We start from the raw sequence: 26,020 nt of genomic DNA on the forward strand, positions 1-26,020 counted from the left end.
GTTCGGCTCCTCAGAAGGCGCGGTCGAGACCGTCGGTGGGGGACTGGGGCGTGGAGGGCTCGCGGGGGAGCGGGTCGAAGCTGATCGTGCCGTGGTTGATCGGGAAGCTCGTCGGCAGGGTGCCGGTGGCGCGCGCGTACGCGCAGGCGATGGCCGCGAACGCGGGCGCCACCCCCAACTCACCCGCACCCGCGGGCTTTTCGCTGTCGCTCGGCATGACGACCACCCGCAGTTCCAGGGGCGTGTTCCACTGCCTCGTATAGAAGTAGTTGTCCCAGCTGCCCTCCAGCGGAAGGCCGTCCTCGATGTGCAGACTGGAGGTGAGGGCCATGGCGAGCGCGTCGTTGAAGCCGCCCATCATCTGGGCCTCCAGGCCACGGGGGTTGATGGCGAACCCCGCGTCGACGACGATCAGCGCCTTGGTGACGCGCGGCCCCGTCACCGCGTCCGGGATCTTCCGGTTGACGGTCTCGGGACGGCAGTCGATCTCGACGAGCGTGGCGACCGCGCCCCGGTACTCGGCGTGCAGCCCGATGCCCTGCGCCATCCCCGAGGGCAGCGTCTTGCCCCACTCGCCTTCCTCGACCGCCCTGTCCAGGACGGCGCGCAGCCGCTTGTCCTTGAGGAACGAGCGGCGGAACTCGACCGGGTCCCTGCCCATCTTCGCGGCGAGCTGGTCCACCACGAGCTCCCGGGCGCAGGCCACGTTCGGCGAGTAGATGTTGCGCATGCTGCCCGTGTTGAACTTCAGCGGCACCTCGTTGAGCAGCTGTGTGGTGACACCGAAGTCGTACGGCGTGGACTGTGTCAGCTGGAAGATCGTCTCGGCGAACGTCAGATTGCCCGCGACCGGCAGCTTCGCCGCCGCCGACGTGATCATCTCGCCGAGTCCGTGGCCGAAGTCGGTCTGTGAACCGGTGTGCCGCTGCTCGTAGCTGAGGACGTTGCCGAGTCCGTACGTGGCGCGGACCCGCGAGACGCACATCGGATGGGTGCGCCCCTGACGGAAGTTGTCCGTGCGGGACCAGGACAGCTTGACCGGCTTGCCCATCTTCTGCGAGATCTCCGCGGCCTCGGCGGCCACGTCGTGGAAGAGGTGCCTGCCGAAGGAGCCGCCGCCCTCCACCACGTGCACGGTGACCGCCTTGTGGGGCAGGCCGAGGCGGGCGGCGATGTCCTGCTGCGCCACGATCGGCACCTTGAGGCTCGCCCAGATCTCGGCGCGGTCGGCGCGGACGTCCGCGATGGCGTTGTCCGGCTCCAGCGGGCTGTTGCTGGCGAACGCGAAGGTGAACTCGGCGTCCAACTTCTTGGTGAGCAGCGGCGGCACGATCATCGGGAGCGCCGCCGCCTTGATCTTGCGCAGGACGCTGTCGTCCGACTCCTTGTCCACGGTGCCCCGGCCCCAGGTCACCTCCAACGCCCGCAGCGCGTCGATGCACTGACCGAACGTCGCGCCGCGTACGGCCACACCGTGCTCGATCGTCGCCACGTCGGTGATGCCGGGCATCTTCAGGACCGCGTCGGCGTTGTGGACGGCCTTCACCGTGCCGTTGATGGTCGGCGGCCTGCGCACCATCGTCGGCTTGGCGTCGGGCACGTCGTGGTCCATGCCGAACTTCTTGCGGCCGGTGACGATCTCCAGCGCGTCGATGCGGTTGCGCGGCGTGCCGAGGACGGTGAAGTCCTCGCGGGACTTCAGGGGTGCGGAGGCCGCGCGGACCTCGGTGCTCGCGGCCTTCTCGGCGAGCGAGCCGTAGTTGGCGCTGCGGGTGGCCCCGTGCCTGATCACGCCGTCCTCGGCGGTGAGTCCGGAGGCCGCCACACCCCACTGCTCCGCCGCCGTCGCGAGGAGGCGGTGGCGGGCGACGGCCGCCGCGGTGCGCACCGGCAGATACATGCTGCGCATCGAGTTGGAGCCGCCGGTGAACTGGTTCATCAGCAACTCGGGCCGTGCGTCGGCGAGATCGACCCGCACCTTCTCCAGGGGCAGGTCCATCTCCTCGGCGATCATCATGGCGATGGCGGTGGTCATGCCCTGGCCGACCTCGGCGCGCGGCACCGCGAACGAGGCGGTGCCGTCGGTGTGCACCTGGATCGTGATCAGTCCGGAGGTCGGCGCGGCGACCAGGTTCTGCAGATCGCCGAGGTCGAAGAGGTTCTCCGGCTGCGGCGGCGAGGGCACGGCGGCCGCGGCCTCCTGCCCGGCGACCGCGTCGGCGCCGAGGCGGACGCCGACGGCGAGGGTCGGGGCGGCGAGGAGGTACGCGAGCACCCTGCGACGGCCGGGGCCGCCGGGCGCGGACGGCTCGGGCTCCCCCTGCGTCCCTGGCGCCGTCTCCGCGTCCCTCTCCGCCGAGGAACTGGGTTCTGTCATGGGGTGGTCCTTTCACGGCCCGAACGGGAGTGACAAGTGTGGCGTGTTGCACGTCGTGCGGCGTACTTGTGGCCGAGAAACGCCCACGTCAGGCCGATGACAGCCGTGTCGGGCCGATGACAGTCACGTTGTCCGGCGGCAGCCGCGTCAGACCGACGGCAGCCACCGGCCCAGACGTGCCAGCGGGGAGCAGGCCATGACCAAGGGAGACAGCGCGAGCCCGGCCGCGGTCGTCAGCAGCGCGGCGCGCAGCCCCCACGCCTCGGCGAGGAACCCGCCGAGCAGCGAGCCCAGCGGAGTCAGCCCCATGCCGACGAAGGTGATCGTCGCGACCACCCGGCCCTGGAGCCGGACGGGAGTGGCGGCCTGGCGCACGGCCATGACGGTGACGTTGACCGTCTGACTGAAGGCGCCGAACACGAAGTTGACGCCCATCAGCAGGGCGACGGTGACAGTCGAGGAACCGTGCAGCGCGGGCACGCAGAGCATCACACCGTCGGCGAGCGCGGCCGAGCACACCAGCACCCTGCCGTACCCGATCCTCCCCGGCAGCCACGCCGAGAGCAGCGACCCCACGACCGCCCCCGGCCCCATCGCCGCGAGCACCAGGCCGACGCCCGCGCCCGACAGACCGAGCTCACGCGGAAGGAAGAGCAGATACACGGTCATCAGCGCCGCGAAGGAGAACTGGAAAACCGCCGAGGCCGTTCCCACCGCCCGCAACGACGGGTCACGCAGGACGAGTCGAAGCCCTTCCTGGATCCGCCGCCCCACCCGCCCGGCAGGTTCGACGCGCTCGCCCCGCCACGGCGGCGCCTCACGCCCGGACAGCGACTCGCGCCGACGCATGCCCCGAATGGACAGGAACGACAGGACGAAGAGGACCGCCCCCGACAGAGGGGCGACCGGCGCGGAGCACAGGGACACCAGCGCACCCCCGAGCGCGGGCCCACCGATCCGCGCCGCCGACCTGCTGCCCTCCAACGCGCTGTTGCCCCGCGCCAACTGATCGCGCCTCACAAGCCGTACGAGAGAGGCCTGATAGGCGACGTCGAAGACCACGCTCATCGCGCCGAGGAGCAGCGCGACGGCGAGCAGCGCCGGCATCCCGAGCACACCGAGCAGATACGCGAGGGGAACGACGGCCAGCGCCACCGCACGCCCGAGGTCAGCGAGGACCATCACGTCGCGCGCCCGCCGCCGGTCCACCCACGCGCCGACGAACAGCGACAACAGCAGGATCGGCACCTGCTCCAGGGCGCGCAGCGCCCCGAGTTGGGCGCTCCCCGCGTCGAGCGCCAGCACGGCGGTCAACGGCAGGACGACCAGACCCACCTGCTCCCCGCACTGCGAGGCGCTCTGGCCTGCCCAGAGCAGACGGAAATCGCGGTCGTGGAAGACGGATGGCGCGTCGTGGAAGACGGATGGCATACAGACCCCTGAAGAATGCCGAGAGCGACGCCCGGCCCACCGGCACGCAACAACGGTGTCGGTGGACGCACGGGCGGGGAAAGGCTCGCTGTGCCGCGCATCAGGGGCAGCACGCGATGACGGGTCGATCGACCTGATGCGTCAGCGCGTGCTCGTGCGACCGGGCATTCCAACTCCTCGCGGGGGACGATCCGTCGGCAGGTTACCCGGGCGGGGCGGCCAGTGTCTCCGCCTGTCCGGAACGCCGCAGCGACGCCGCGACGAACCCCGTGGCCTTGAGCTCCTCCACGGTCTCACGGAGGAAGCCGACGGTCTCGGGCGCACGGCTCCTGGTCGTGCCCACGGCCTGCCGGATCTGCATGAACCGGTCCTCGATCAGGCGCAGTTCGGGGTGCGCGGCGACGTACGCGGTGAGCGGCTGCCGGATGCCCGCCGCGACCTCCAGCTTCTCGGCGCGGAACACCTCGACTCCTTCGTCGCCCCGTACGACGGTCGCGTCGCGCAGCGTGCGGGTGAGGAACAGGTCGTACGCGGAGCCCCGCTTCACGCCGATCCGTACACCGGCACGGTCGACATCGGCGGGGGTGGCGAAGGGCGCGTCGACGGGCACGGCGTACACGCCCTCGATCACGACGTACGGCGCGGTGAAGGCGACCTCGGCCTCGCGGGCCGGTTCGACCGCGAGGAAGCACAGGTCCGCCAGGCCCGAGGCCATCGCCTCGTACGACTTGCGGGCCGCGTCGAAGCAGAGGAGTTCCACGGGGACGCCGAGACGCGCGCCGATCTCGCGCGCGATGTCGACCGTGATGCCGGCCGGAGCCGCCGGTGTCCCCTGTGCCAGGACCGGGTTGCCCAGGTTGATGGAGGCCCGCAGTACGCCCGTTGGCGCCAGGTCCTCGACGACGGCAGCACTCGCGATCTTCATGGGGCGGAGTGTAGGTCACCCTCACGCTGTGCTCCACTGCGACTACCGCTCGATGTCCGTACGGCAGTACGTCGCCCGATGTTCGCCTCGTGGTCACCCGCCGGCACCGCGCATCGACGATCATCTGAGGCTGTCACAGAAGAACATCCGCGACGCGTTCGCGGCACCCCGAGGGGACAACGTTGCAACGCCCAGGTCCAGGACGTACGTACCAAGGCGGGAGAGCGCTCGCGGCGGCCTCCCTGACGGCCCTGCTGTCGCTGTCGCTCACGGGATGCGCTCTTGTGGGCCTCGGGGAGGACGACGGGAAGGGCGACGACCGAGCTTCCGCCGGGTCCGCGGCCGTCGCGGGGATCGACTGCGCGAAGACGGGCAAGGTACAGGGCACCGGGTCGAGCGCCCAGCAGAACGCGATGAAGTACTGGATCAAGCAGTACCAAGGCGCCTGCCCCGGCGTGCGGATCGCCTACAACCCCATCGGATCCGGCGCGGGCGGCGCGCAGTTCCTGCGGGGCGCGACCGCGTTCGGCGGCTCCGACAGCGCGTTGAAGCGGGCGGACGTCGAGCACTCGAAGGACGTCTGCCGGGGTGGACGGGCGATCGACCTGCCCATGGTCGGCGGCCCCATCGCGATCGGCTACGACCTGCCCGGCGTCGAGGACCTCGTCCTGGACGCGCCGACCATCGCCAAGATCTTCGACCGCCGCATCACCATGTGGGACGACGCGGAGATCGCGCGTCTCAACCCGGGCGCGGAGCTTCCCTCGATGCCGATACGGCCCGTGCACCGGTCGGACGACTCGGGCACCACGCAGAACTTCCAGGCCTTCCTCGCGGGCGCCGCACCCGAGGTCTGGACCCACCCGGTGGGCAAGGCCTGGCAGGGCAGGGGCGGCGCGTCGGCGAGCGGGTCGAGCGGCGTGGCCTCGGAGGTGACCTCGGGCTTCGGCGCGATCGGCTACTTCGAGCTGTCCTTCGCGCGGGCCCGCGAGATCAGGACGGTCGCCGTCGACACGGGCGCTCCCGCCCCCGTCGAGCCGACGCCGGTCACCGCGTCGGCCGGCATCGCCGAGGCCCGGGTCGCGGGCAAGGGCAAGGACATGACGCTGAAGTTCCGCCACGACACGAAGACCCCTGGCGCGTACCCGATCGTGCAGGTGACCTACGAGATCGTCTGCGACAGGGGGAACCAGAAGGAGACCCTGCCCGCGCTCAAGTCGTTCCTGACCTACACCGCGAGCGAGGCGGGCCAGAAGAACCTCTCCCGGCTGCACTACGCGCCGCTCCCGGAGTCGGTCGCGGGACAGGTACGGGACGTGGTGCGCACGCTCGCCTGACGTACGTACGGCTGACCGGGCCCTGTTGGACCCGGCTGTGCCGAGGGATCCCGCCCGATGTGAGACTGCCTCCATGTTCACGCAGATCATGGCGGCGACGGGTGTGCTCGCGCTGCTGACAGTGGTGCCCGGGCCCGACATGGCCGTGGTGACGAGACGGGCGGTCGGCGCGGGCTGGCGCGACGGCCTGCGCACGGTCGGCGGGATCACCGCCGGGCTGCTGGTCTGGGGCGTGCTGACCGTGGTCGGCCTCGCCGCCGTCCTTGCCGCGTCGGCGGCCGCGTACACGGCGGTGAAGCTGCTCGGCGCGGCGTACCTGGTCTTCCTGGGCGTGCAGGCCCTGGTGAGGAGCCGCGGGAGCGGTCGGCAGGCCGTCGCCGCGAGCGCGTCGGAGACCGGGGGCAACCCGTGGCGCACCGGCCTGGTCAGCAATGTGCTCAACCCGAAGATCGCGGTCTTCTACACCGGCCTGCTGCCCACCCTCGCCCCGCGCGAGCTCCCCTCGCACCTGGGCATGGCCCTGCTCGTCCTCCTGCACGCGGCCCTCACCCTGATCTGGCTGGGCGGCTATGTGATGGTGCTGGCCAAGGCCCGCGCGTTCTTCGAGAAGCCGTCGGTGCGCCGCGGGCTCGACCGTGTCACCGGAGTCGTCCTGATCGGCTTCGGCCTGAAGGTCGCGACGGCCGACGGCTGAGGTCCGCGGTGTCCGTCGGGAGGCCGTCCACGGGATCATTCGTCAGTTCGTGCTGCATGGTGTCCCTCCGGTGCGGGAAGTACCGCGATGTCAGCATGGCGCGCAAGTGACGCCATGATGGGCCACGTTGGCTCATCATGGCGTCAAAGTGCCCGTGGTGAGGGCCGGTTCGGAGCCGGGCGGTGCGCAGGCCGCACCGGGACCTGGCGGGGGCAACTCCTTTGTGAGCAGGGAAAAGAGGGGCCGAAAATGAGCGGTGTCAGACGGTGGCGCGGCCGACCAGCAGGTCGGCGAGCTTGGTGAGGCGCTTGACGGTTCGGCCCTCGGTGGCCGAGGGCGCGGGAGCGACGCGCTCGGCGCGGTCGTAGTAGGCGCCGTTGACGATCTCCACGGCCGGATCGCACAGCCGCACCACGTGCGCGGCGCCTTCCGCCGCAGTCGCCCCCTCGTCGGCGTACAGCGGCAGGAGGGCCGTGTCGCACACCCCGGGGTGCACGGAGACCGCGGTGACCCGCGGGTCGGCGGCGAACACCGTCAGGGCGAGCTGCGACTGCGCGTACGCGGCGAGTCGGGAGTAGCGGCGGGCGCGGTGGGGGTCGCTCCACTGGATCGACGCCGTGCGGTGCAGCGAGGAGGAGACGTTGACGACACGGCCGCCCGGCGCGGAGGTCAGGGACGGCTCCAGGAGGCAGGTCAGCAGGTAGTGCGCGAGGAAGTTGACCTGGAAGGCGATCTCGTTGCCGTCGGCCGTGATGGTGTGCCGCTCGGGAGCCGCCGTCCCGGCGTTGTTGACGAGGACGTCCACGTGGGGGTGGTCCCGCACGACCCGGTCCGCCAGTGCCTCGACCTCGTCGAGGTGGGCGAAGTCGGCGCCGAGCGCGTGGAGTCGGGCCGCGTCGATGCCGGTGGTGGCGATCAGGCGGTCGGCGGCCGCACGGGCCTCCTCGGCGGTGCGCCCGTGCAGCAGGACGCGGGCTCCCCGCTCCGCGAGCTGCCGCGCGGTCGCGAAACCGATGCCGGAGGTGGCGCCGGTGACCAGGGCGGTGCGGCCGGACAGGGGGGAGGAGGTGGGCAGGCCGGATTCGGGCATGGGTCATCCAGGGGTTGGGGCACGCGACGTCCGAGGTGCCTGACGGCGACTCACATCGCGTACGAAGAGGGTGTGTTGATGGATGTGACACACAGGGGCGCCGGTTCAGGTCACGGCGCCCCTGAGCTCCTCGGGAGAACGCGTCAGCGCGCGGCGGACACTCCCGTCACAGGACAGCGGGGCATGCGACGGGACGCCCGATGAGGGGGCCGGTCGAGGAGGAGCCACGCGCTGTTCACGCTCTCCATGGAAGCGGCCCCCGGATCCGCGTTCAACCTCGGACGCGGTTTCCATATGCCGCCCTGATGCCCGTCAGGCGGCGAACACCTGCGAGTCGTCGGCGAACGCCTTGAACTCCAGGGCGTTGCCGGCCGGGTCCAGGAGGAACATCGTCCACTGCTCCCCCTTCTGCCCCGCGAAGCGCACATACGGCTCGATGACGAACTCGGTGCCCGCCGTGCGCAGCCGCGCCGCGAGCTCCTGGAACGCGGGGACGGTCAGGATCAGACCGAAGTGCGGCACGGGGACGTCGTGGCCGTCGACCGGGTTGTGCACGCGCCGCGCGCGCTCCGGTGCGAGGTGCGTGACGAACTGGTGGCCGTGCAGGTTCCAGTCCACCCAGGTGTCCGCGCTGCGGCCCTCTTCGAGGCCGAGGACCCCGCCGTAGAAGCGGCGTGCGGCGGCCAGGTCGTCCACCGGCATGGCGAGATGGAAGCGCGGTATCGAGGAGTCGAGAATGCTCATGGCGGCCGCTTTCCCTAGGTGGTCCGCGACGCCTTCTGAGTACGCGTACTCATGATCGGTCCTCGGATGCGCCGCAGGCTGGTGGTACAAGACGAGCAGAAGGAGTCAACGGTGCGCAAGACCAGCCGAGTTCGAACGATGGCGCCCGCATACGGCGGTCGTCCCGCGAGGGTCTTGGCGGGCCTCGCGCTGGCGGGCGCGTCCGTGGCGGTGCTGACGGGCTGCTCCACGCAGGACGCGATCTGTGGCGGGGGAGAGTACCCGGTTCTCGCGGTGGGCGGCAGCGGCAGCGCGTGCGTGTCCAAGGGCGAGGAACCCCCGAAGGGGTACGCCCGCTACCCGGAGGGGAAGGTCCCCGAGCATGTCGGGGACAAGTGGGACGAGTACTGGAACACCCACACGGTCGACAAGGACGGCAGGATCGTCAAGCTGAAGGACGGCCAGTGACCTTGTGGCCCGGGCGGCGGTGCGTGAGCGCGTAGACGCCCGACGCCACCACGACGCCGACGGGCAGCGCGAGGTCGAGTCCACCGAGCGCGTGCGCGACCGGACCGGTGTACAGGGTGTTCGCGCACAGCGCCGCCGCGGCCGTGCCCGACGCCAGGGCCAGAGCGCCCGGCCAGTTGACGCCCGCGGTGTACCAGTGGGGGCTGCCGGGGGACTCGTCGGTGAGGGCGGGGCCGTCGTAGCGGCCCCGGCGCAGCACGATGTCCGTCGCGTACACCGCCATGCTGGGGCCGAGCAGGACGACGGTCAGCTGGAGGACGTTGCTGACGGTGTCGAGGAAGTTGGACACGAGCAGCGCGTACAGGGTCAGCGCGACGGCGAACGCGCCGTCGACGAGGACGCTGAGGGAACGGCGGATGCGTACGCCCGCGGACTGCAGGGCGAGCCCCGCGCTGTACGCGGTCAGTGCGTTGAGGGAGATCGTGCCGAGCACCAGGGCGAGCAGGAAGGCGGGCGTGAACCAGCTCGGCAGGATGCCTTCCAGCGCGGTCTGCGGGTCGGTCATGTGGACTGCGGTCGCCGCGAACGCGCCCAGGGAACAGACCACCACGCTGGGCAGGAACCCGCCGAGCGCGGTCCAGCCCACGATCGCCTTCCGCGAGGTCGCGCGGGGCAGGTAGCGTGAGAAGTCGGCGCTGTTGGTGTACGAGAGCGGTCCTGAGGCGATGAGCGTGACGCCGCCCACGAGGGCCGTCCACAGGGCGGCGCCGGTCAGCGGCTCGGCGGGCGCGTAGCCGAAGTCGGTGCGGTCGAGCACGTAGAGGGCCACGACGGCGAAGGCCAGGGTGAGGGCCACCGTGATCGGCAGATACAGCTTCATGATCGTGGCGTGGCCGTAGACGCTGATGGCCAGGGTGAGCGCGGCGATGACGGCCACGACAGCGATCTTGGTGCCGGTGGTGAGCGGGACCCCGGCCCTGTCGACGAGGGAGAAGGCGGCGAGGGCCGCGGCGGAGAGATTGAGCGCGATGTAGCAGATGCAGATGGCCCAGCCGGTGATCGCGATGTTCACGCGGTTGCCGCGGACGCCGTACATGGCCCGCATGACCACCTCGCTCGGCGTGCCGGAGGCGGGACCCGAGACGGCGAGCAGCCCCACCGCGAGCCAGGTCAGATTGCCCACGACGATCACCGCGAGGGCCTGCCGGAGGGTCAGACCCATGAGGATCAGGGCGCCGCCCACCACCAGGCTCAGATAGTTCACGTTCGCCGCGGCCCACACGGCGAACAGCTCCCGGGGGCGGCCGTGGCGTTCCCGCTCGGGAATGTGGTCGATCCCGTGCACCTCGATGCGGCCCGCCGGGTCCAGCGGCACAGCCGCCGCGTGCGCGCCGTCCGTGCCTGGGTGCGGGTCGGGGATCGTGGACGCCATGAAGCCCTCCGAGGGTGCTCGCCGCAGCCGTCTGCTTGCTTATTGGTCGCACACTCAATAGCGTTGCGGGCATGTCGTCAAGCGTTCAGCGCAAGCGAGTTCGGAAATCACCGGCCGCCCGACGTGCGGAAATCGTCGCCGCGGCCGCCGCCATCGCCCTGACGGAGGGCCTGGAGTGCATCACCCTCCGGCGCATCGGCGAGGAGCTCGACGTGCGCCCGGGATTGATCAGCCACTACTTCCCCTCCGCCGAGGACCTCGTCGCCGAGGCGTTCGGCAGCGCCGCGAGCGCCGAGCTCGACGGCCTCCTGCCGGTCGAGCGGACCAGGGGAAACCCCACGTCGCACCTCGCGCGGTTCTTCGCACGCGCGAGCGGCGAGGCGTACGACGACATCAGCCGACTCTGGATCAACGCGCGGCATCTCAGGCGCTACCGCCCCGTGCTCCGCGACCGCGTGGCCGAGCAGGAGGCCGCTTGGCGCGGGCGACTCGCCGGGCTCATCCGTGAGGGCGTCGAGCGCGACGAATTCCGCACCGCCGACCCCGATGTGACGGCCATTCAGATTCTGGTGGTGCTCGACGGTCTCGGCACCCACGCCAGTACCGACGTCAGCAACCGCCCCGAAGCGGTGAGGCGGATGGCGGTCACCACGGCCGAGCGCGAACTCGGGCTCGAGTACGGGACGTTGACCGCCGACCCCGACACGTCCGCCCAGCACTGACCTCCGTCACCCGCCGACCCCGCCCCGAGGAGCCCCCTGGTGTCCACCCCTCTCGTCCTGCTCTGCGCCCGTCTGCTCGACCCGGCCACCGGAGGGTTCCTGCCGCAGACCGCCCTGGCCGTGTCCGCGGGGCGGATCTCCGCGCTGGGCGACGACCACGACGTACGCGCGCTCGCGGACTGCGCCACGACGGTGATCGACCTGAAGGGCGCCGTCGTGACGCCCGGCCTGGTCGACGGGCACCTCCACCCCGTCTCCGGCGCCGAGCTGACCGACGGCCTCGACCTGTCGGGCTGCGCCGACCTGGCCGCGGTGCGCGAGGCGCTCGCCCGTGAGGTCGGGACGCTCGCCCCCGGCGCGTGGCTGCGCGGCTGGGGCCTCGACCCGAACGTCTTCGGGGACCGCCCCGTGGCCGCCGAGGCCCTCGCCCCCGTCCTCGACGATGTCCCGGCCCTGCTCCAACTCTTCGACGCCCACTCCATGGTGGCCAGCCCGCGCGCCCTCGAACTCGCCGGCGTCGACGGCCCGCGCACCTTCGACCAGGCGGCCGAGGTCGTGTGCGACGAAGCGGGTCGGCCCACCGGGCTGCTCCTGGAGGACGCAGCCTGCGAACTCGTCGAGCGCGTGGCTCCGCGGCCCACGCACGGCGAGCGCCGCGCCCGGCTCGCCGCGGCCCTGAACGCCATGGCCGCCGCAGGTCTGACCGGCGGGCACGCCATGGACGCGAACGGCGAAAGCCTCGCGCTGTACGCCGAGTTGGACGCGGCGGGCGAGCTGCCGGTGCGGCTGCGCGTCGCCCCCTGGTGCCAGCCGGGCACCGACGCCGACGGGCTGCGCGCGCTCATCGAGCGGCAGGGCACGGGCGGCGCCCTGTGGCGCACCGCGGGCGTCAAGCTCTTCATGGACGGCACCATCGACAACGGCACCGCCTGGCTCGAACGCCCCGACTGCCACGGGGAGTCCACGCACGCCTTCTGGCCCGACCCGGCCGCGTACACCGACGTCATCGGCGCGCTCCACCGCGCGGGCGTGCCCACCGCCACCCACGCCATCGGGGACGCGGCCGTGCGCCACGCCCTGGACTCCGTCGAGAAGGCCATGGCCGCAGGAGGGCGAGACGTGCGGCACCGGATCGAGCACATCGAGACCGTGCCCGACGACACCCTCGGCCGCTTCGCCGAACTCGGCGTCATCGCCTCCATGCAGCCCACCCACTGCTGCGACTTCACCCGGGCCGACCACACCGACAACTGGTCGCGCCGCCTCGGCGAGGAGCGCGCCTCGCGCGCCTGGCGCTGCCGCGACCTGTGGGACTCGGGCGCCACGGTCGTCCTCGGCTCCGACTGGCCCATCGCCCCCTACCCGCCGCTCGCCGTCATGGCGGGCGCCCGCCACCGTCGCCCGAGCCGCGACCTCGACCAGGCCCCGCACGGCCCCGAGCAGGCGCTCACCGCCCTGGAGGCGCTGCGGGGCATGACCGTCAACGCGGCCCGCGCGGCGGGGGAGGAGCACGAGGCGGGGCGCATCGCCGTCGGCCACCGCGCCGACCTCACCGTCCTCGCCGACGACCCGCTCACCACCGCCGCCACCGACCTGCCGGACCTGCCGGTGCTCCTGACGGTCCTGGACGGCCGGCCCACGCACCGGGACGAGGCCGTGTAGCGCGCCTCGTCGGCCGGGCGAAGCTCTCCGGGCCGGGGCCGGGGCCGGGGCCGGGTGCGGGGTTCGGGGGGGAAGACGCGGGGCCAGAGGTGGGCGTGCGTGCCGTGGGCCGTGCTCGCCGCGATATGACAACTCGCTGTTTCGAGTGACGTCTCCGGGCGCCGCGCTTGCCTGCGGCAACGCCCGGGAAGGCAGCGCGTGCATCGTCCAGCTGTCGCACCCGGAGGCCCTGTTGAGCCGCCCTGTCCTTGCCGTGTCCGGCACCCTCGCGGTACCCGCGCCGACCGCGTCACCTCCGCTCGCGCCCCCGGCCGGGGGCGCGCCGGGGAAGGTCTGCTCCTGGCCCGAGCCGGGAGAGGCGGGGGCGGGTGGCGCCTGGCGCCGCGACCGGGCGGCCGGCGGATTCGCCGTGCCCGCCGACCGCGCGCACCGCCACGCCAAGTCGTCCGGCTCACAGGTCGACACGACCGTGTACGCCCCGCACGTCCCGAGTCCGCGACCCTGTCCGCGGCGCAGGATCCACGGCGCCGACCACTCGGGGGGCTGGGAGTGGTGGGACGAGTTCGACGCCCTCGACACCGGCCGACACCCTGACTGCGAGCAGGGGTGAACCCCGGGCGGCGCACGCGCGGCGCTGCGCTCACGGCGCTGTGTCTGCTGGCCCCGCTCGCCGGCCTGGCCGGTTGCGGTACGCCCCGCGAACCGACCGTCTCGCTCAGCCCGGACGACACCCTCAAGGCAGCGCAACTCCTGCTCACCGACCGCTGCCTGACCGGTCGCGGACTCACCCCGCCGCGCCCCGGCCGCCCGCCCTCCGACGCGGCCGAAGCCCGCCGGGTCGACCGCGCGCTGTTCGGCACCGGCCCCACCGAGCTCAGGCTCAAGCTGCCCAGCGGGCACGTCATCGGCCACCACACCGACGGCTGCCTGGCCACCGCGGAGCGGCGTCTCTACGGCGACCAGCGCCGCTGGTTCCGGGCGGTCACCCACGTCAACAACCTCAAGTCCAAGGCCCTGCCGAGCGACCGCGCCGCCTACCGGGAGATGCGCGCGCACGCACTCGCCGAGGCGCGGGAACTGCTCACCGCAGAACTCGACGGGCCGTCCGCGCAGCACCACTCACTCACCGCAGTAGGCAAGGAAAGGAACCCTTCATGAAACACCCCGTAGCCCTGCTCGCCGCCGTTCTGCTCGCCACCGGCATGGGTCTGACCACGGCCGCACCCGCGTCGGCGGCGGACTGCCCGAGCGGCAACTTCTGTGCCTGGACCGAGGCCAACTTCGGCGGCCAGCGCATGAACGCATCGGGCGACGACGAATGGTGGGAGAGCTGGATCGCCGACGAGGACTCCTCCTGGGCGAACCACGGGATCTCCGGACCCGGCGTCAAGGACCACGTCCAGGTCCACGAGGACGCCGTCCAGTGGCCCTCCACCGGCGGCGACATGACGATCTGCCTCCGCCCGGGCGACGAGGTCGGCTACAACGCCACCGCCAACGACCGCGGCGACTCCCACACGTGGGCGATGGGCTGCTGAGCGCGCGGTAGTCGCCCCACAGCGACACCGCAGGGACCTCGCACCGTGCCGGTGCGAAAGATGCGCAGGTGAGGGCCGCATGCGTGTAGCCATACGCACGCCTCGCGGGCGCTCGTACGCACACAATGAGGGGCGCCGTCCGCGTACTGGAAGTCCGCGTACTGGAAGGGGCCCCACGTGAGCGACCGCCACGACCACGAGCACCCTCACCCGCATCGACACCCCCACCCCCACGCCCATTCCCACCCCCACGCCCATTCCCTCCGGCGCCGCCTGCGGCATCTCTTCGTGCCGCACTCCCACGACAGCGCCGACAAGGTCGACACCGCCATGGAGAGCTCGGCGCGCGGGATGCGGGCGCTCTGGATGTCGCTCGCCGTGCTGGGGCTCACGGCCCTCGCACAGGCCGTGGTCGTCGTGGTCTCCGGCTCCGTCGCCCTGCTCGGCGACACCGTGCACAACGCCGCGGACGCCCTGACCGCGGTGCCGCTCGGCATCGCGTTCGTCCTGGGGAGGCGGGCCGCGACGCGTCGCTTCACGTACGGATACGGCAGGGCCGAGGATCTCGCGGGCCTCGTCATCGTGCTCACCATCGCCGCCTCGGCCGCGTTCGCCGGGTGGACGGCCCTCGAACGGCTTCTGAACCCACGGGACATGCAGCACGTCCCCGTCGTGGCGGCCGCCGCGCTCGTCGGCTTCGTCGGCAACGAATGCGTGGCCCGGTACCGCATCCGCGTCGGCCGCGAGATCGGCTCGGCCGCGCTGGTCGCCGACGGACTCCACGCCCGCACGGACGGATTCACCTCGCTGGCCGTGCTGCCCGGCGCGGGCGGCGCAGCCCTGGGCATGCGGTTCGCCGACCCGGTGGTCGGGCTGCTCATCACGGCCGCGATCCTGCTGGTGCTGCGGGACGCCGCCCGCGAGGTCCTGCGGCGCGTCATGGACGCGGTCGATCCCGCGCTGGTCGACGCGGCCGAACGGGCTCTCCTGGACGTGGCGGGCGTACGGGGTGTCGGCGAGCTGCGGATGCGCTGGATCGGGCACCGGCTGCGCGCCGAAGTGGCGGTCTTCGTGGACGGCTCACTCGGCGTGCGCGAGGCGCACCAGGTGGCGGTCGACGCCGAACACGCGCTGCTGCACGCGGTGCCCCGGCTGACCGCGGCGCTGGTCCACGCCGACCCCGCGCCCGTCGAAGGCGAGCAGGACCCGCACCACGCGCTGGCCCACCACGCACCGACCTGAACGTCCCTGCCCCGCCCTACTCCGCCGCCCGCAACTGCTGGAGCAGGCCGAGGTCTTCCCGCCCTCGGTCGAGGCGGTGGCGGAGGCGCTGCTTCCGGCCTTCGTGTAAGTCGGGGTGGACTTACTAGGACGTCCAACTATATGTTCGTGACCAGAGCCCGCGGTGCAGGGAAGCCGGTGTGAATCCGGCGCGGTCCCGCCACTGTGACCGGGGAGCGCGTTCTCGTGGAGCGATGCGCCACTGACGGACAAGTGCCGTCGGGAAGGCGGGAGAACGCGCGCTGATCCGGGAGTCAGGATACCGGCCGCGGGGTGTTCCGTGTTGTCCACGAGGATGGAGCAGACACGCATGGCACCGGTCCGTACCCACGACCCAGGTGAACCGGCGGAGCGAGCGGTGGCCCCTGACGCCCCCCGACTCCGCGACGGCTCCTGAGCCTTCGCGTCCCACGTCATTCCCGGCCGCGCACCCCCACCCCGGTGCCGCCGTCGGTCTGCCGTGCCATCCCCGGATCTCACCCGACGAGAGCAGGCTCTCATGGTCCGTGAACTGACACATTTCATCGGCGGCAAGCACGTGTCCGGCACGTCCGGACTCTTCGCCGATGTCTACGACCCCAACTCCGGTTCCGTACAGGCGCAGGTGCCGCTGGCCGGGCGCGCGGAGACGACCGCGGCGATCGCCGATGCCGCTGCCGCGCAGCGCGAGTGGGGCGAGTGGAACCCCCAGCGGCGCGCCCGCGTGCTGCTGAGGTTCCTCCAACTCGTCGAAGGGGAGCGGGAGTCGCTGGCCCGCCTGCTGTCCAGCGAGCACGGAAAGACCGTTTCCGACGCCCATGGCGACCTGCAACGCGGCCTGGAGGTCGTGGAGTTCGCCGCGGGGATCCCGCACCTGCTCAAGGGCGAGTTCACCGACAACGCCGGCACCGGCATCGACGTGCACTCCCTGCGCGTCCCGCTCGGCGTCACCGCCGGGATCACCCCGTTCAACTTCCCCGCGATGATCCCGCTGTGGAAGGCGGCGCCCGCCCTCGCCTGCGGCAACTCCTTTGTCCTCAAGCCGTCCGAGCGCGCGCCCTCCGTACCGCTCAGGCTCGCCGAGCTCTTCCTCGAGGCGGGCCTGCCGCCCGGCGTCCTCAACGTCGTCAACGGCGGCAAGGAATCGGTGGACACCCTCCTCGAGGACTCCCGCGTCCAGGCCCTCGGCTTCGTCGGCTCCACCCCGATCGCCGCGCACATCTACGCCACGGCCGCCGCGAACGGCAAGCGCGCCCAGTGCTTCGGCGGCGCCAAGAACCACATGATCGTGATGCCGGACGCCGACCTCGACCAGGCCGTGGACGCCCTCATCGGCGCCGGATACGGCTCGGCGGGGGAGCGCTGCATGGCCATCTCGGTCGCCGTGCCGGTCGGCGAGGAGACCGCGGACGCGCTCGTCGCCCGCCTCAAGGAACGCGTCGCCGAGCTGCGCATCGGCCGCTCCGACGACCCCGAGGCCGACTTCGGCCCGCTGGTCAGCCGCGAAGCCCTCGACCGCGTACGCCGCTACGTCGACATCGGCGTGGGCGAAGGAGCCGAACTCGTCGTCGACGGACGCGACTTCACCCTGCCCGGACACGCGGACGGCTTCTTCGCCGGGCCCACGCTCTTCGATCGGGTCTCACCGCGCATGCGGATCTACCGCGAGGAGATCTTCGGCCCCGTCCTGTGCGTGTCCCGCGCGGCCGACTACGAGGCGGCCCTGCGCCTGCCGACCGAGCACTCCTACGGCAACGGCGTCGCCATCTTCACCCGGGACGGCGACACCGCGCGCGACTTCTCCCGCCGCGTCGGCGCGGGCATGGTCGGCGTCAACGTACCCATCCCGGTCCCGGTGGCGTACCACACCTTCGGCGGCTGGAAGCGCTCCGGCTTCGGCGACCTCAACCAGCACGGCCCCGACGCCATCCGCTTCTACACCCGCACCAAGACCGTCACCTCGCGCTGGCCATCCGGAGCGAGGGAAGGCGCCGACTTCACCATCCCCACGATGGGATGACCGCGATGACGTCGCCGAACGGCACCCTCGCCAAGGGCCAACTCGCCCTCACCAAGGACCAGCTCGCCCTCGCCGAGGTCACGCTCGACTTCGCCGAGGAACACCTCGCGCCGCACGCCGTCGCCTGGGACCGCGACAAGCACTTCCCCGTCGACGTACTGCGCAAGGCCGCCGCACTGGGCCTCGGCGGTGTCTACGTACGCGAGGAACACGGCGGTTCGGGGCTCGGCCGCACCGACGGAACCCTCGTCTTCGAGGCCCTGGCCACCGGCTGCCCCTCCATCGCCGGATACCTCTCCATCCACAACATGGTCGCCTGGATGATCGACCGCTACGGCGACGAGAGCCAGCGCGCCCGCTGGCTGCCCGGCCTGTGCGCGGCCGAGACGCTCGGCAGCTACTGCCTCACCGAACCCGGCGCCGGATCCGACGCGGCGGCCCTGCGCACCCGCGCGGAACGCGACGGCGACCACTACGTCCTCACCGGCGTCAAGCAGTTCATCTCCGGCGCGGGCACCTCGCAGGTGTACGTCGTCATGGCCCGCACCGGAGAGGAAGGGCCCGGCGGCATCTCCGCGTTCGTCGTCGAACGGGACGACGCGGGCCTGTCCTTCGGCGCCGACGAACGCAAGATGGGCTGGAACGCCCAGCCCACCCGACAGGTCGTCCTCGACGGCGTACGCGTCCCCGCGGACCGCCGCCTCGGCGCCGAGGGCGAGGGCTTCCGCATCGCCATGAACGGCCTCAACGGCGGACGCCTCGGCATCGCCGCCTGCTCCCTGGGCGGCGCGCAGAGCGCCCTGCACCGCGGCATCGCCCACCTCGCCGACCGCGAGGCGTTCGGCGCGCGCCTCCTGGATTCCCAGGCCCTGCGGTTCCGGCTCGCCGACATGGCCACGGAGCTGTCCGCGGCCCGCGCCCTGGTGCGCCAGGCCGCCGACGCCCTGGACCGGAGCGACCCGCGGGCCCCCGAACTGTGCGCCATGGCCAAGCGGTTCGCCACCGACACCGGCTACTCCGTGGCCGACCGCGCCCTCCAACTCCACGGCGGATACGGCTACTTGAGCGAGTACGGCATCGAGAAGATCGTCCGGGACCTGCGGGTCCACCAGATCCTGGAAGGAACGAACGAGATCATGCGCGTGATCGTGGCCCGCGGCCTCACCGAGGCCGTCCGATGACCGCGGCCGACGACCCCGTGGTCCTGCGCGTCGAGGGCCGCGCGGCGCACATCACCCTCAACCGCCCCCGCGCCCTCAACGCCCTCACCCACACCATGGTCCGCCGTATCGACGAGGCGCTGACCGCATGGGAGAGCGACCCCGCCGTCGCGACCGTGGTGCTCACCGGCGCGGGGGAGCGCGGGCTGTGCGCGGGCGGCGACATCCGGTCCATCCACGAGGACGTCACCGTCGGCAGCGGTGACGCGACACGGGCCTTCTGGCGCGACGAGTACCGCCTCGACGCCCGCGTCGCCCGCTACCCGAAACCGTACGTCGCCGTCATGGACGGCGTCGTGATGGGCGGCGGCGTCGGAATCTCCGCGCACGCCGGGGTGCGCGTGGTCACCGAACGCTCCCGCGTGGCCATGCCCGAGACGGGCATCGGCTTCGTGCCGGACGTCGGCGGCACCTACCTCCTCGGCCTCGCGCCCGGCGAGCTCGGCACCCATCTCGCCCTGACCGGCGCGCAGGTGACCGCGGGCGACGCGCTCAGGTGCGGCCTCGCCGACCACTTCGTGCCGTCGTCGTCACTGCCCCGGCTGCTCGCCGACCTCGCCGAGGCGCCCGTACGAGAAGTCCTCGCGCGGTACGTCGGGGACGCGCCGCCGGGCCCTCTCGCGGACGAGCGGCCCTGGATCGACCGCTGCTACGCCGCGGGCACCGTCGAGGAGATCGTCGACCGCCTCCTCGCGGACGGCTCGCGCGCGGCGAAGGAGGCCGCCGACACGCTGCTCGCCAAGTCGCCCGTCGCGCTGAAGGTGACCCTGGCGTCGCTGCGCCGGGCGCGTGAACTGGGCTCGCTGGAGGCGGTGTTGGACCAGGAGTACCGCGTCTCCTGCGCCGCCCTGAGCGCGCCCGACCTGGCCGAGGGCATCCGCGCCCAGGTCATCGACAAGGACCGCTCGCCGCGCTGGCACCCCGGCACGCTCGCCGAGGTGACGGACGACGACGTCGAACGATACTTCGCACCGCTCGGCGACCGGGAACTCTCCCTGGCCGACGGCGGCGCGGGACAGGAGGTGGCGTGGTGAGCGGGACCAAGGACGCCGCAGGGCGGGCGACACGGAGGACGATCGCCTTCATCGGCCTCGGGCACATGGGCGGGCCGATGGCCGCGAACCTCGTCGCGGCGGGCCACCGCGTCGTCGGACACGACCTGGTGGCCGACGCGCTGAAGGAGGCCGCGGGCAGGGGCGTCGTGCCCGCCGACTCGGCCGTCGAGGCCGCTTCCGGCGCCGACGTGGTGATCACCATGCTGCCCGCCGGGCGCCACGTCCTCGCCCTCTACCGCGACGAAGGGCTGCTCGCCGCCGCGGCCCCGGGCACGCTGTTCGTCGACTGCTCCACCATCGACGTCGCGGACGCCCGCCTCGCCCACGAGGCCGCGGTCGCCGCGGGCCATCGCGCCCTGGACGCCCCGGTCTCCGGCGGGGTGGTCGGGGCCGAGGCGGGCACGCTGACCTTCATGACGGGCGGCGGCGCGGCCGAGTTCGCCGAGGCGGAGCCGCTGCTCGCGGTGATGGGGAAGAAGGCCGTGCACTGCGGGGCCGCCGGGGCCGGGCAGGCGGCGAAGATCTGCAACAACATGATCCTCGGCGTCTCGATGGTCGCGGTCAGCGAGGCCTTCGTGCTCGGCGAGAGCCTGGGCCTGTCCGCGCAGGCCCTGTTCGACGTGGCCTCCACCGCGTCCGGGCAGTGCTGGGCGCTCACCTCCAACTGCCCGGTGCCGGGCCCCGTCCCCGCGAGCCCCGCCAACCGCGACTACCGGCCGGGATTCGCCGCGGCGCTCATGGCCAAGGACCTCGGCCTGGCCGCGGGGGCCGCCCGCGCGGCCGGAGTGGAAGCCGAACTCGGCCTGCGGGCGGCCCAGTTGTACGAGGAGTTCGCCGCGGGCGAGGGCGGGGCGAGGGACTTCTCGGCGATCGTCCAGACGATCAGGCGCCGGTCCGGCGCGCCGGGACAGGACGGAGCCGGCGCGACCTGACCGCTCCCCGGTGGCGTACGTCACATGAGGAGGCGGGAACTCGGTCGGTCCCCGGGCCGACTCCTGGACCGGTCCGGCCGAAGCCGGGCCGCGGCCCGTCGGTCGATTCGACCGCGTCGATCCAGGAGAGCCCGTCATGCCCGCCGAACCCACCGTCCTCGCCGCAGGCGACGGGCAGCAGCCAGCCGAGCCCCCGAAGCCGTCGCCACCGGCTTCGGGGGCCCGGCCCGCCGGGCGCAGGTCCCCCTGGGCGTCCCTGCGCCCGCTGGTCCTGCGCCTGCACTTCTACGCCGGTGTGCTGATCGCGCCGTTCCTGCTGGTAGCGGCGGTGACGGGCCTGCTCTACGCGGGTTCGTTCGAGGCCGAGAAGATCGTGTACGCCGATGAGCTGCGCGTCCCCGTGGCCTCCGACAAGAACGAACTGCCCCTTGCCCGCCAGGTGGCCGCTGCCCGCGAGGCGCACCCCGAGGGGAAGGTCAGCGCGGTCCGCCCGTCCCCGGAGGACGGCGCCACCACGCGCGTCCTGCTGTCCGGGGTGCCCGGCGTCGACCCCGACCGCACCCTCGCCGTCTTCGTGAACCCGTACACGGGCGAGGTGCGCGGCGCGCTGGAGCAGTACGGGTCGAGCGGCGCCCTGCCGCTGCGCACCTGGATCGACGAACTCCACCGCGATCTGCACCTCGGCGAGCCGGGCCGCCTCTACAGCGAGCTCGCCGCCAGCTGGCTCTGGGTGATCGCCGGCGGTGGTCTCGTCCTGTGGTTCGGCCGGCGCAGGGCGCGGCGGAAGCTGCGGGGCGCGAAGGGCCGCCGCCGCACGCTGTCGCTGCACGGCACGGTCGGCGTGTGGGCGGCGCTCGGCCTGTTCGTCCTCTCGGCGACGGGCCTGACCTGGTCGGCGTACGCGGGCGAGAGCATCGGCGACCTGCGGGAGGCCGTCGGCCAGACCACGCCCGCGGTGTCGGCGAGCGTCACGTCCGACGGGGCGCCCGCGGCGGGCTCGGGCGGGGAGCACGCGGGGCACGGCGCCGGTGCGGGCCCGGCCTCAGGGGCCACGGGAGCGACGGACACGGACAGGACGGACGTCGGCCTGGACGCCGTCCTGAAGTCCGCCCGGCAGCAGGGCCTTTCGAACCCCGTGGAGATCGTGCCGCCCGCCGACGCCTCGTCCGCGTACGTGGTCAAGCAGATCGGGCGCGGCTGGCCGGAGAAGCAGGACTCCGTCGCGGTGGACCCGGCGAACGGCGAGGTCACCGATGTCCTGCGGTTCGACGACTATCCGGTCCTCGCCAAGCTGACGCGCTGGGGCATCGACGCGCACACCGGCACCCTCTTCGGTCTGGCCAACCAGATCGCGCTCGCCGCGCTGGCCCTGTGCCTGGTCCTGCTGATCGTGTGGGGCTACCGGATGTGGTGGCAGCGAGGGCGCGGCGCGCGCTTCGGCCGCCCGATGCCGCGCGGAGCGTGGCGGGACGTCCCGGCGCACATCCTGGTCCCCCTGATGGCGGCGGTCGCCGTCCTCGGCTACTTCGTGCCGCTGCTGGGCATTCCGCTGGTGGCGTTCCTCGCGGTGGACATCGTGCTGGGTGAGATCGCGTACCGGCGGGGGAGGCGCACGTACGCGTGAGGAACGAGCGAGCCCAACCCCGGGTGACCGATACCTGGCGCCCACCCCGCGGCCCGGCGCAGGGGCGCGCCGGGATCCAATGGCGCGATGGACACACGGATCTGGGACGCGCTGCCGCAAGCCGTGCGGGAGCGCGTGGACGCTTTCGTACTGGCGGATCGCATGGTGTGGGCGGTGAAGGAGGTCCGGGAGGCGTTCGGTGAGGCCGGGGTCCTCGCCGGAGTGCCGTTTTCCGGCAGCCTGCGCGCGTGCCAGGACGTCGTGGCGTCGCGTTACGAAGCGCTCGCCGACCGCATCGTGCGCCCTTCCCCGCCCACCGTGGCCGACATGGCGGCGCTGATCCGGGCCGAGCCGGAGCCGCCCGTGGTGATCGAGGCGCTGTGGGACGGGGACACCCAGGGGTGGATGGTGGACGTCGTCGCCGTCTTCGCCCCGGCGGGCGGCGGTGGAGCGGTGCCGCGGGAGATCCGGCTCACCACCCTGCGCCACGGATCAGACCTGCGGATCTTCAACGGGCAGGTGCCGCCGTGGCCCGAGGCCGTCGAGGCGCGGCGGATCGGCGAGGAGGTGGCCGGGATGTTCCGGATCCCCTTCCACTTCGCGAGCCCCGAGGACCCCGATGACCAGGCATCCCGGTGGTGGGACACCCGCTGACCGCCGGCCACTCGCAAAGAGGTGCGAACCCGGGGGTGTGACGGGCCGCAGATCGGGCACTCGATGGGTGAGCCCCGCCGTGTCTCCCCCGTCGCGGCGGGGCTCCCTTAACTCCGGCAGCCGGAGTTCCCCCGCGGTGCCGGGCCCCACGATCCACTTCGCGATCCGCGCCAGGACCGCCCGTGTCACCGCCGTACGGTGAGCTCCTCGTTCTCGGGGGCGGTGTCGGGGTCGCGTCCGCCCTGGGGGTGAGCCCCGACCCCGAGGAGGGATCCGGGGCGGGCCGCCCTCGCGCAGGACGACCGCGGCCGGTGGGCCCATGTGTGCTGTGAGGCATGGGATGTGACCGGCGTACGACCAGGAAAGCGGGCCGCGGTGACGCGGTGATCACGGTGCAGGCCGAGTCGGCGGCGCGGACGAACATCCCCGTCGCCGCCGACCGCAGGGCGGGGGAGGGGAAGTACCTGGCGCTCCTGTCGACCGAAGAGCCGCCGGACGAGGGCTGGTTCGCCACGTACACGATCGAGGCGCCCGCCGCAGGGACGTACGAACTGACCGCGGTCGCCACCGCCCCCGTCGAGGCCCCGCACACCGAGGCCGCCGCCTCGTACCTCGCCGTCGCCGTCGACGACGGCCCGCCGAGGGAGGTCGGGAGGTCCCAGCCGTACTGGTACGAGTCCGAGGCGGCGTGGGGCGATCTGAGCGTGCTCGCGCTGGGAGACGTCGAACTGCGCGCCGGGGGCAATGAGGTGACGTTCCGGGTGGAGGAGAGGGCGATCGTCGATGGCGCTGACTCCGACGTCGACGCCGTCGCGTACGCCTTGGCCCTCGACCGCTTCGCGCTGACGCGCGTGGCGGACACCGTGCTGCGCGACGTGTACGTCGGCGATCCGCGCACAGGCATCGGCACGTACCGGCACGGTGAGCCCGCCTGCCTGCGTCTTCGCGTCGCCGGACCGGACGGCCGAGCCGCGCACCGCGTGCGGTACACGGTCACCGACTACTTCGGCGAGCGCGTGGACGAGGGCGTCGTGACCGTTCCCGGCGGTCAGCGACGCGCGTCGCTGACACTTCCCCCACTCCCGCCGGGGAACTACCGCGTGGAGGCCGAGCTCGCCGAAGGGCACGGGACCGGCCTGACCCGGCACTTCGCCTGCCTGCCCGAGCGGGGCGCGGTGAGCGGGCCCGCCAACCGGTTCGGCGTCAACGCCTTCGTGTTCTCGCTGGTTCCGCCCTCGCGCCTGGACGCGTTCGCCGCGGGGATGAAGGGCATGGGCGTGGGCTGTGTGCGCGACGGCAACGTCTGGCCCGTGGCCGAGCCGGAGCGCGGCACCTACGCCACCGAGCACTACGACCGCATCACCCGCACCCTGCGCCGACACGGCCTGGCCTCGCTCGAAGTCGTCTCGCCCGCCCCCGAGTGGGCGATGACCGACGCCTCGCTGCCGCTCCCTGCGGACCTGCGGGACGCCTACCGCTACGCCCGCCATCTCGCCGCCGGGCGCGACGAGTCGGCCACGCCCGAGGCGCTGCAGCTCTCCAACGAACCGGACGTCGACGTCACCCGCAGCACCGGAGACGCCCACGCCGCCTACGTCAAAGCGGCGGCCCTCGGCATCGCGGACGCTCCGCACCCGCCGCTCACGGTGCTGCCCGGCATCGCCGAGGCGGGCCACTTCCAGCGGCTGATGCTGGAGAACGACGTCGTGCGGTACGCCGACGTCTGGGCCTTCCACGGCTATCCGGACCCCGCCGAACAGGACGAGCCCGCGTTCCCGGGCGCCGCCGACGAGCAGCACGAACTCGCGGGCCGGTACGGGAACGGCGTACCGCTGTGGATGACCGAGTGCGGGGCCTTCCTCGCCGCGGAACCCGGGCGCGACCTGGATGTGGACCAACAGGCCGTGCAGGCACGGTACGTGGTGCGCTCCATGGTGGAAGGTCTTGCCGCGGGGAACGACCGGCAGTTCTGGTTCGGGGGCCCGCCGCTCCATGACGAGGGGGTGTACTTCGGGCTGCTCAGCCGCGAGTTCCAGCCCTGGCCCGCCTACAGCGCGTGCGCCGCGCTGACGTCCCTGCTCGGTGAGGCGCACTTCCTCGCCGCGGTGGAGGGGCTGCCCTCGGATGCGGTCGGGCACGTCTTCGCCACGGGGGAGTGCGACGGGGCGGGGCGCCCCGTGACCGTCACGGTCGTGTGGGCGCCGGAGCCCGCCCGGGTCCAACTGCCCGTACGAGGTGACCTGTTGGCCGTGCACGACATCATGGGGAGGCGTGTCGGGACGGGCGGTGGGGCCGCCGCGGATTCAGGCGTGGTGGAGGTGCCGGTCTCGCGTGACCCCGTGTACGTGGTCTCGGCGGGCGGCGAGGAGATCGCGCGTACACGCAGGGAACCCCGGGTCCGGCGGTCGCGTGAGCTCTCCGACGCCGAGCACATCGTCCTCAGCCAGCGCTACTGCGCCCGCAACTGCGCACCCGGCAAGGACAACGGCGACGCCCCGCCGCCGCTCGGCTACCGGCTCGGTTCCCGCACCCGAATGGCCCTGGACGTCTACAACTTCACCACCTCGGAGCGGACCGTGACCGTCGCCGCCGACCCGGCGCAGGGGTGGTCGGCGCGGGCGGAGGGGCCGCGGCGCGTGCGGGTCCCGGCGATGGGGCGCAGGAGCGTGGAGTTCACACTCACCGCGGACAAGACGGTGAAGCGGCGGGTCGACTACCGCCTGGCGTTCTCCGCGGAGTTGGAGGACGCGGAGGGCGGGACGGGTTCCGCGGCGGACCGCACGCCCGGCTCCGTGCCGCCGTCCGTTGCGCTGATCCAGCTCAAGGCGCCGGCGCGCCGCCGCGCCGAGGGCTGAG

22 protein-coding genes and 1 riboswitch are annotated in these 26,020 nt (G+C 72.7%); of the genes, 16 read left to right on the top strand and 6 right to left on the bottom strand.

The features are described 5' to 3' along the window. Positions 1-10: 10 nt before the first annotated feature. The 3 genes from ACZ4D5_RS39070 to ACZ4D5_RS39080 form a co-directional block, all read right to left on the bottom strand. Entirely contained in the window at positions 11-2,377 is a 2,367-nt protein-coding gene (locus tag ACZ4D5_RS39070) for a molybdopterin cofactor-binding domain-containing protein (RefSeq protein WP_467777243.1), read from the bottom strand. Between the two features lie 147 nt (positions 2,378-2,524). Then, entirely contained in the window at positions 2,525-3,808 is a 1,284-nt protein-coding gene (locus ACZ4D5_RS39075) for an MFS transporter (protein WP_467777244.1), read from the bottom strand. A gap of 202 nt (positions 3,809-4,010) precedes the next feature. Further along, positions 4,011-4,733, bottom strand: coding sequence for a transporter substrate-binding domain-containing protein (locus ACZ4D5_RS39080; RefSeq protein WP_467777245.1), 723 nt, complete (start codon positions 4,731-4,733; stop codon positions 4,011-4,013). A 182-nt stretch (positions 4,734-4,915) separates the two neighbouring features. Here ACZ4D5_RS39080 and pstS point away from each other — a divergent pair, with 182 nt between their 5' ends. Together pstS and ACZ4D5_RS39090 are read left to right on the top strand one after the other, a co-directional pair. Beyond that, positions 4,916-6,070, top strand: a complete 1,155-nt coding sequence (pstS, locus tag ACZ4D5_RS39085) for a phosphate ABC transporter substrate-binding protein PstS (RefSeq protein WP_467777246.1) — start codon at positions 4,916-4,918, stop codon at positions 6,068-6,070. 73 nt (positions 6,071-6,143) lie between these two features. Next, complete coding sequence (locus tag ACZ4D5_RS39090; protein WP_467777247.1) at positions 6,144-6,764, top strand: LysE family translocator; 621 nt, start codon at positions 6,144-6,146, stop codon at positions 6,762-6,764. A 259-nt stretch (positions 6,765-7,023) separates the two neighbouring features. On the opposite strand, the gene ACZ4D5_RS39095 is transcribed toward ACZ4D5_RS39090, so the two are convergent. Next, positions 7,024-7,854, bottom strand: a complete 831-nt coding sequence (locus ACZ4D5_RS39095; RefSeq protein ID WP_467777248.1) for an SDR family NAD(P)-dependent oxidoreductase — start codon at positions 7,852-7,854, stop codon at positions 7,024-7,026. A 312-nt stretch (positions 7,855-8,166) separates the two neighbouring features. Then, positions 8,167-8,598: a VOC family protein gene (locus tag ACZ4D5_RS39100; protein WP_467777249.1), complete on the bottom strand. Its 432-nt coding sequence runs from the start codon at positions 8,596-8,598 to the stop codon at positions 8,167-8,169. 138 nt (positions 8,599-8,736) lie between these two features. On the opposite strand from ACZ4D5_RS39100, the gene ACZ4D5_RS39105 reads away from it, so the two are divergent. Next, on the top strand, positions 8,737-9,045 hold the full coding sequence (locus ACZ4D5_RS39105) for an SCO0607 family lipoprotein (protein ID WP_467777250.1): 309 nt from the start codon (positions 8,737-8,739) through the stop codon (positions 9,043-9,045). Here the strand turns inward: ACZ4D5_RS39105 and ACZ4D5_RS39110 are convergent. Next, complete coding sequence (locus tag ACZ4D5_RS39110; protein WP_467777251.1) at positions 9,023-10,477, bottom strand: purine-cytosine permease family protein; 1,455 nt, start codon at positions 10,475-10,477, stop codon at positions 9,023-9,025. The genes ACZ4D5_RS39105 and ACZ4D5_RS39110 overlap by 23 nt on opposite strands. A gap of 71 nt (positions 10,478-10,548) precedes the next feature. Between ACZ4D5_RS39110 and ACZ4D5_RS39115 the strand changes: the two genes are divergently transcribed. The 13 genes from ACZ4D5_RS39115 (at position 10,549) to ACZ4D5_RS39175 (ending at position 26,019) form a co-directional block, all read left to right on the top strand. After that, positions 10,549-11,199, top strand: coding sequence for a TetR/AcrR family transcriptional regulator (locus ACZ4D5_RS39115; RefSeq protein WP_467777252.1), 651 nt, complete (start codon positions 10,549-10,551; stop codon positions 11,197-11,199). A gap of 39 nt (positions 11,200-11,238) precedes the next feature. Beyond that, complete coding sequence (locus ACZ4D5_RS39120; protein WP_467777253.1) at positions 11,239-12,861, top strand: amidohydrolase; 1,623 nt, start codon at positions 11,239-11,241, stop codon at positions 12,859-12,861. 232 nt (positions 12,862-13,093) lie between these two features. After that, positions 13,094-13,471 carry a hypothetical protein gene (locus tag ACZ4D5_RS39125; RefSeq protein ID WP_467777254.1) on the top strand — a complete coding sequence of 126 codons (378 nt, stop codon included), beginning with the start codon at positions 13,094-13,096 and terminating at the stop codon, positions 13,469-13,471. Further along, the gene (locus ACZ4D5_RS39130) at positions 13,468-14,019 is read left to right on the top strand and encodes a hypothetical protein (protein WP_467777255.1); all 552 of its coding nucleotides are present in this window, start codon (positions 13,468-13,470) and stop codon (positions 14,017-14,019) included. Before ACZ4D5_RS39125 ends, ACZ4D5_RS39130 begins: the two co-directional genes overlap by 4 nt. Continuing rightward, on the top strand, positions 14,016-14,399 hold the full coding sequence (locus ACZ4D5_RS39135; RefSeq protein WP_467777256.1) for a peptidase inhibitor family I36 protein: 384 nt from the start codon (positions 14,016-14,018) through the stop codon (positions 14,397-14,399). Before ACZ4D5_RS39130 ends, ACZ4D5_RS39135 begins: the two co-directional genes overlap by 4 nt. Before the next feature lie 177 nt (positions 14,400-14,576). After that, positions 14,577-15,641, top strand: coding sequence for a cation diffusion facilitator family transporter (locus tag ACZ4D5_RS39140; protein WP_467777257.1), 1,065 nt, complete (start codon positions 14,577-14,579; stop codon positions 15,639-15,641). Positions 15,642-15,785: 144 nt separating this feature from the next. Continuing rightward, positions 15,786-15,965, top strand: a riboswitch (cobalamin riboswitch). Between the two features lie 214 nt (positions 15,966-16,179). Then, positions 16,180-17,679, top strand: a complete 1,500-nt coding sequence (locus ACZ4D5_RS39145) for a CoA-acylating methylmalonate-semialdehyde dehydrogenase (protein WP_467777258.1) — start codon at positions 16,180-16,182, stop codon at positions 17,677-17,679. Between the two features lie 5 nt (positions 17,680-17,684). Next, entirely contained in the window at positions 17,685-18,860 is a 1,176-nt protein-coding gene (locus ACZ4D5_RS39150) for an acyl-CoA dehydrogenase family protein (protein ID WP_467777259.1), read from the top strand. Continuing rightward, a complete protein-coding gene (locus ACZ4D5_RS39155) occupies positions 18,857-19,933 on the top strand; it encodes an enoyl-CoA hydratase/isomerase family protein (protein WP_467777260.1) in 1,077 nt (358 codons plus the stop codon). The genes ACZ4D5_RS39150 and ACZ4D5_RS39155 overlap by 4 nt, the downstream gene beginning before the upstream one ends. Beyond that, positions 19,930-20,886, top strand: a complete 957-nt coding sequence (mmsB, locus tag ACZ4D5_RS39160) for a 3-hydroxyisobutyrate dehydrogenase (protein ID WP_467777261.1) — start codon at positions 19,930-19,932, stop codon at positions 20,884-20,886. Before ACZ4D5_RS39155 ends, mmsB begins: the two co-directional genes overlap by 4 nt. A gap of 136 nt (positions 20,887-21,022) precedes the next feature. Next, positions 21,023-22,510: a PepSY-associated TM helix domain-containing protein gene (locus tag ACZ4D5_RS39165; RefSeq protein WP_467777262.1), complete on the top strand. Its 1,488-nt coding sequence runs from the start codon at positions 21,023-21,025 to the stop codon at positions 22,508-22,510. A gap of 87 nt (positions 22,511-22,597) precedes the next feature. After that, positions 22,598-23,164, top strand: coding sequence for a hypothetical protein (locus tag ACZ4D5_RS39170; RefSeq protein WP_467777263.1), 567 nt, complete (start codon positions 22,598-22,600; stop codon positions 23,162-23,164). Between the two features lie 335 nt (positions 23,165-23,499). Further along, positions 23,500-26,019, top strand: a complete 2,520-nt coding sequence (locus ACZ4D5_RS39175) for a hypothetical protein (RefSeq protein ID WP_467777264.1) — start codon at positions 23,500-23,502, stop codon at positions 26,017-26,019. Position 26,020: the final 1 nt, after the last annotated feature.

It is taken from the genome of Streptomyces sp. NPDC025651 (assembly GCF_055558735.1).